This window comes from Mesorhizobium sp., from assembly GCF_041661565.1.
Lineage (GTDB): Bacteria > Pseudomonadota > Alphaproteobacteria > Rhizobiales > Rhizobiaceae > Mesorhizobium.
In genome coordinates, this window is record NZ_JBAZUD010000222.1 from 1 (window position 1) to 5320 (window position 5320).

General features: G+C 63.5%; 5 protein-coding genes and 1 pseudogene. 4 read left to right on the plus strand and 2 right to left on the minus strand.

Annotated elements, in window-relative coordinates; genetic code table 11:
* From trpB to WC739_RS24380, 4 genes are all read left to right on the plus strand, one after another.
* A partial coding sequence (gene trpB, locus WC739_RS24365) for a tryptophan synthase subunit beta (protein WP_372955553.1) occupies positions 1 to 1161 on the plus strand: 1161 nt, incomplete at its 5' end.
* Position 1162: 1 nt separating this feature from the next.
* Positions 1163 to 2002, plus strand: a complete 840-nt coding sequence (gene trpA / locus WC739_RS24370; RefSeq protein WP_372955554.1) for a tryptophan synthase subunit alpha — start codon at positions 1163 to 1165, stop codon at positions 2000 to 2002.
* Between the two features lie 92 nt (positions 2003 to 2094).
* Positions 2095 to 3021: an acetyl-CoA carboxylase, carboxyltransferase subunit beta gene (accD, locus tag WC739_RS24375; protein ID WP_372955555.1), complete on the plus strand. Its 927-nt coding sequence runs from the start codon at positions 2095 to 2097 to the stop codon at positions 3019 to 3021.
* Between the two features lie 109 nt (positions 3022 to 3130).
* Positions 3131 to 4456, plus strand: a complete 1326-nt coding sequence (locus WC739_RS24380; RefSeq protein WP_372955556.1) for a folylpolyglutamate synthase/dihydrofolate synthase family protein — start codon at positions 3131 to 3133, stop codon at positions 4454 to 4456.
* A gap of 96 nt (positions 4457 to 4552) precedes the next feature.
* Here the strand turns inward: WC739_RS24380 and WC739_RS24385 are convergent.
* Positions 4553 to 4750: pseudogene (locus WC739_RS24385) on the minus strand (plasmid stabilization protein); the annotation flags it as partial.
* Positions 4751 to 4843: 93 nt separating this feature from the next.
* Positions 4844 to 5125, minus strand: a complete 282-nt coding sequence (locus tag WC739_RS24390; protein ID WP_372955557.1) for a cupin domain-containing protein — start codon at positions 5123 to 5125, stop codon at positions 4844 to 4846.
* Positions 5126 to 5320 lie beyond the last annotated feature (195 nt).

Consider the following 5320-nt stretch of genomic DNA (forward strand, 5'->3'; position numbering starts at 1 on the left):
GGTATTTTCGGCGGACGTTTCGTCGCCGAGACGCTGATGCCGCTGATCCTCGACCTGGAGAAGCACTGGACATTCGCCAAGAACGATCCGTCGTTCAAGGCCGAGGTCGAGTATCTCAACAAGCACTATACGGGCCGGCCCAGCCCACTGTATTTCGCCGAACGCCTGACCGAACACCTCGGTGGGGCCAAGATCTATTTCAAGCGCGACGAGCTCAATCACACGGGCTCCCACAAGATCAACAATTGCCTGGGCCAGATCCTGCTGGCCAAGCGCATGGGCAAGACGCGCATCATTGCCGAGACTGGCGCCGGACAGCACGGCGTGGCATCCGCCACGGTCGCTGCGCGTTTCGGCCTGCCCTGCGTGGTCTACATGGGCGCCACCGACGTGCAGCGCCAGGCGCCGAACGTCTTCCGCATGAAGCTGCTCGGCGCCGAAGTGGTGCCGGTGACGTCCGGCCATGGCACGCTGAAGGACGCGATGAACGAGGCGTTGCGCGACTGGGTGACCAATGTCGACGACACCTATTACATGATCGGCACCGCGGCAGGCCCGCATCCCTATCCCGAAATCGTGCGCGACCTGCAGTCGGTGATCGGCCGCGAAACCAAGGAGCAGATGCTGGAGGCGGAAGGGCGGCTGCCCGACCTGCTGGTCGCAGCCGTTGGCGGCGGATCGAACGCCATCGGCCTGTTCCATCCGTTCCTGGACGACAAGGATGTGCGGATCGTCGGCGTCGAGGCGGGCGGCAAGGGGCTCGAGGGCGAGGAGCACTGCGCCTCGCTGACCGCCGGCTCGCCGGGTGTGCTGCACGGCAATCGCACCTATCTGCTGCAGACATCGGACGGCCAGATCATGGAAGGCCATTCCATCTCCGCCGGCCTGGACTATCCCGGCATCGGACCGGAACATTCCTGGCTCAAGGAAATCAACCGGGTCGAATACGTGCCGATCATGGATTCGGAGGCTCTCGAGGCGTTCCAGCTGCTCACCCGGCTTGAAGGCATCATTCCAGCACTGGAGCCGGCGCATGCGCTGGCCGAGGTGATCAAGCGCGCGCCGAAGATGGACAAGGACCAGATCATCGTGATGAACCTGTGCGGCCGGGGCGACAAGGACATCTTCACGGTGGGCAAGATCCTGGGGATGGAGCTTTAGGATGACCACGCGCATCGACCGCCGCATGGCGCAGCTGAAGACCGAAGGCCGTCCGGCTCTCGTCACCTATTTCATGGCCGGCGACCCGGACTACCAGACCTCGCTGTCGATCATGAAGGCGCTCCCGCGGGCGGGCGCCGACATCATCGAGCTCGGCATGCCGTTTTCCGACCCGATGGCCGACGGCCCCGCCATCCAGGCGGCCGGCCTGCGCGCCCTGAAGGGCGGCCAGACACTGGTCAAGACGCTGAAGATGGCGTCCGAGTTCCGGGCCGCCGACAACGAGACGCCGATCGTGCTGATGGGCTACTATAACCCGATCTACGTCTATGGCGTCGACCGTTTCCTCAAGGACGCGATCGCCAGCGGCGTGGACGGACTGATCGTTGTCGACCTGCCGCCTGAGATGGACGAGGAACTCTGCATTCCGGCGCTCAAGGCAGGCGTCAACTTCATCCGCCTGGCGACGCCGACCACGGACGACAAGCGCCTGCCCAAGGTGCTGCAGAACACATCGGGCTTCGTCTACTATGTCTCGATGACCGGCATCACCGGCTCGGCTCTGGCCGACACCGGCAAGGTGGCGGCGGCAGTCGAACGCATCAAGAGCCATACCGGCCTGCCGGTCTGTGTCGGCTTCGGCGTGAAGACCGCCGAGCAGGCGCGTGTGATCGGAGCCAATGCCGACGGCGTCGTCGTCGGAACCGCGATCGTCAACGCCGTCGCCAATGTGCTGGGCCCGAATGGGGAAAAGACCGCCGACCCGGCCGAAGCGGTCGCCACCCTGGTCAGCGGCCTTGCCCAAGGCGTGCGCGCCGCCCGCCTTGCTGCCGCCGAATAGTTTCCCTACCTCAGGTCTTGTGCATGCAATTCCAAAACATGGCCGCATTTTTGGGCATGCACTAACTCTTCGTCAGGACAGGAGCCGAAGCGATGAACTGGATCACCAACTACGTTCGCCCGAGGATCAATTCGATGCTCGGCCGGCGCGTGGACATGCCCGAGAACCTCTGGATCAAGGATCCCGAGACCGGCGAGATGGTGTTCCACAAGGATCTTGAATCCAACCAATACGTCATCCCGTCGTCGGGCCATCACATGAAGATCTCGGCCAAGGAACGGCTGAAATTCTTCTTCGACGACGGCAGATACGACACTTTGGAAAACCCCAAGGTGATGCAGGATCCGCTGAAATTCCGCGACGAGAAGCGCTATGTCGACCGGCTGAAGGACGCCAAGGCCAAGACCGGCCTCGAGGACGCCATCATCAACGCGCTGGGCACCGTCGAAGGCCTGCCGGTGATGGTCACGGTACAGGATTTCGCCTTCATGGGCGGCTCGCTCGGCATGGCCGCCGGAGACGCGATCGTGCATGGTTTCGAAGTGGCGCTGCAGCGCAAGCGGCCGCTGATCCTGTTCGCCGCGTCGGGCGGTGCCCGCATGCAGGAAGGCATACTGTCCCTCATGCAATTGCCGCGCACCACGGTCGGCGTCGACCGGCTGAAGGAAGCCGGCCTACCCTACATCGTCGTCTTGACCAACCCGACCACCGGCGGCGTCACCGCATCCTATGCCATGCTTGGTGACGTTCACATCGCCGAGCCCGGCGCGCTGATCGGCTTTGCCGGGCCGCGCGTCATCGAACAGACCATCCGGGAGAAACTGCCCGACGGCTTCCAGCGCGCCGAATATTTGATGGAGCACGGCATGGTCGACATGGTGGTGTCCAGGCTGGAATTGCGCCAGACCATCGCGAGGCTGCTGAAAATGCTGCTCAAGCTGCCGGAAGAGCAGAAGCCGCTTGAGCCGGAAATCCTGCCGCCGGCGGTGATTTCGGCGGAAGCCAGGCCGCAGGCCTGACTCGGCACGAACCGGCGCCCATGACGTTGCGGCGGATGCCGGCGCGGCATGGCCCATATTGCTCCGAAAACCGATCCCGATTTTCGGGGCCTTGCGCTAGGACCCTTTCATGACGACGCTCGCCGCCGACCGCGAAATCGAAGCCCTGATGGCGCTGCATCCGAAAGGTTTCGACCTTTCGCTCGATCGCATTTCGCGGCTGCTGGAACGGCTGGGCAATCCGCAGGACAAGCTGCCGCCTGTCATCCACATCGCCGGCACCAACGGCAAAGGCTCCTGCGCCGCCTTTTCGCGCGCCCTGCTCGAGGCCGCGGACTACCGCGTGCATGTCCACACCTCGCCGCATCTGGTGAACTGGCACGAGCGCTACCGCCTGGCCGCCGATGGCGGCGGCAGGCTGGTCGACGACAAGGTCTTCGCCGACGCCATCGGCCGTGTCGCAAGAGCCAATGAAGGCCAGACCATAACCGTCTTCGAGATCCTCACCGCCGTAACCTTCCTGCTGTTTTCCGAACATCCCGCCGACGCCGCCGTCATCGAGGTCGGGCTCGGCGGCCGTTTCGACGCCACCAATGTCATCAAGGCGCCTGCCGTATCGGTGATCATGCCGGTGTCGCTCGACCACGAGGCTTATCTCGGCGACCGTGTCGAACTGATCGCCGCCGAGAAGGCCGGCATCATCAAGCGCGGCCATCCGGTGGTCATCGGCGCGCAGGAAAGCGAGACGGCGCTGCAGGTGCTGATCGAGACCGCCGAGCGGCTCGACTGTCCCACCCTCGTCTATGGCCAGGATTTTCTCGCCTTCGAGGAAAATGGCCGAATGGTCTACCAGGACGAGGACGGGTTGATGGACCTTCCGCCGCCAAGGCTGCCCGGGCGCCACCAGTTCGCCAACGCGGCAGCGGCGATCGCCGCGGTCAAGGCGGCCGGCTTCGAGATCAGCCACCGCGCAGCCGAAAAGGCGATGACCCAGGTCGCCTGGCCCGGCCGGATGCAGAAGCTGCTGCAGGGCAAGCTGGCCGAACTGGCGCCGAAGGGCGCCGACATCTGGCTCGACGGGGGCCACAATCCGGGCGCAGGCGTGGTCGTTGCCGAGGCGCTGGCCGAGCAGGAGGAGAAGAACCCGCGTCCGCTGTTCCTGATCTCGGGCATGATCAACACCAAGGACCAGAGCGGCTATTTCCGCGCCTTCAAGGGCCTCGCCCGGCATGTCTACACCGTGCCGGTGAGCATGAGCGATGCCGGTGTGCCCAATGACGAACTGGCGATCCGCGCCGCCGAGGCCGACCTTTCGGCGGAGCCGGTGAGTTCCGTCGCCAATGCGCTGATGCTGCTGCGCGACACCTGGGACGGCCCGCCGCCGCGCATTCTGATCGGCGGGTCGCTTTATCTGGCCGGCGCAGTGCTGGCGGAGAACGGGACGCCGCCGACCTGAACGCGCTTACGACTTCACCGTAGGCGAGGCTCGCGGGCCCTGGAAATGCTCTATACTCTGGCTTCGCTTCAGAAATCCCACGTGAGACCTGATCGCTTCGCGGCCGTCACGGATCACGTCATCGAGATCGATGTCGGTCCCCAGCGGACGCAGGCTCCCGCCCCGCTTCACGAATCTCGTACGACTCAAGCGCCCGACGACCACGTCTGCGATCGAACGATTCTCGCGGCGCGCAAGTCGATGTGCCAGATCGCGTGCCTTTGCGCTCCGGACTAAGTGCTGCGGCTCGGCCATTTCAGATCGCTTCTTGGGAATCATTGGCCAACTGGTCTTTGCCATCAGATGGCAGATAGCTTGACATCAGATATCCGAACCAGGACAAGAGAGCTACTTCAGCTCGATCTCGATAAAAGCGTACTCGCCCTCAGTGGCGCTGATGACGTCGTGTTCGACGCCTTCCTGGCGGAAATAGGGGGCGCCCTTCTTCATCTCGGCGAAGGTTTCACCATCCTTGGTCAGCAGCTTCACCTTGCCGTCCATCAACGGCACGACGACATAGTCGTGGCCGTGGCGATGCCAGCCGGTGTTGTCCCCCGGCTGGAAGCGGTATTCGGTGACGATGACGCGGTCATTGTCGATGAAGACGGTGGCCTTGGCGGATCCGGTCATGGTGTCGCTCTCCCTTTATCTGTCGCCAACAGAAGACATGGGATGCCCGCGCGTCAGGGCCAGCGCGGCTAGAGCGTTTCCTTCTTTTAGAGAATCGTAGGATTCCCATCGAGGCTTGATTGTGATTCAAGATGCTGGCTGGATTGGAGGCCAGCATCTGATGACGCGAGCGCTTTCAAATGATCTTCGTGAGCG

Bases quoted from the DNA above. Each gene is read 5' to 3' on its own strand.
- trpA (WP_372955554.1), top strand. From the start codon at position 1,163: ATGACCACGCGCATCGACCGCCGCATGGCGCAGCTGAAGACCGAAGGC.
- accD (WP_372955555.1), top strand. From the start codon at position 2,095: ATGAACTGGATCACCAACTACGTTCGCCCGAGGATCAATTCGATGCTC.
- WC739_RS24380 (WP_372955556.1), top strand. From the start codon at position 3,131: ATGACGACGCTCGCCGCCGACCGCGAAATCGAAGCCCTGATGGCGCTG.
- WC739_RS24390 (WP_372955557.1), bottom strand. From the start codon at position 5,125: ATGACCGGATCCGCCAAGGCCACCGTCTTCATCGACAATGACCGCGTC.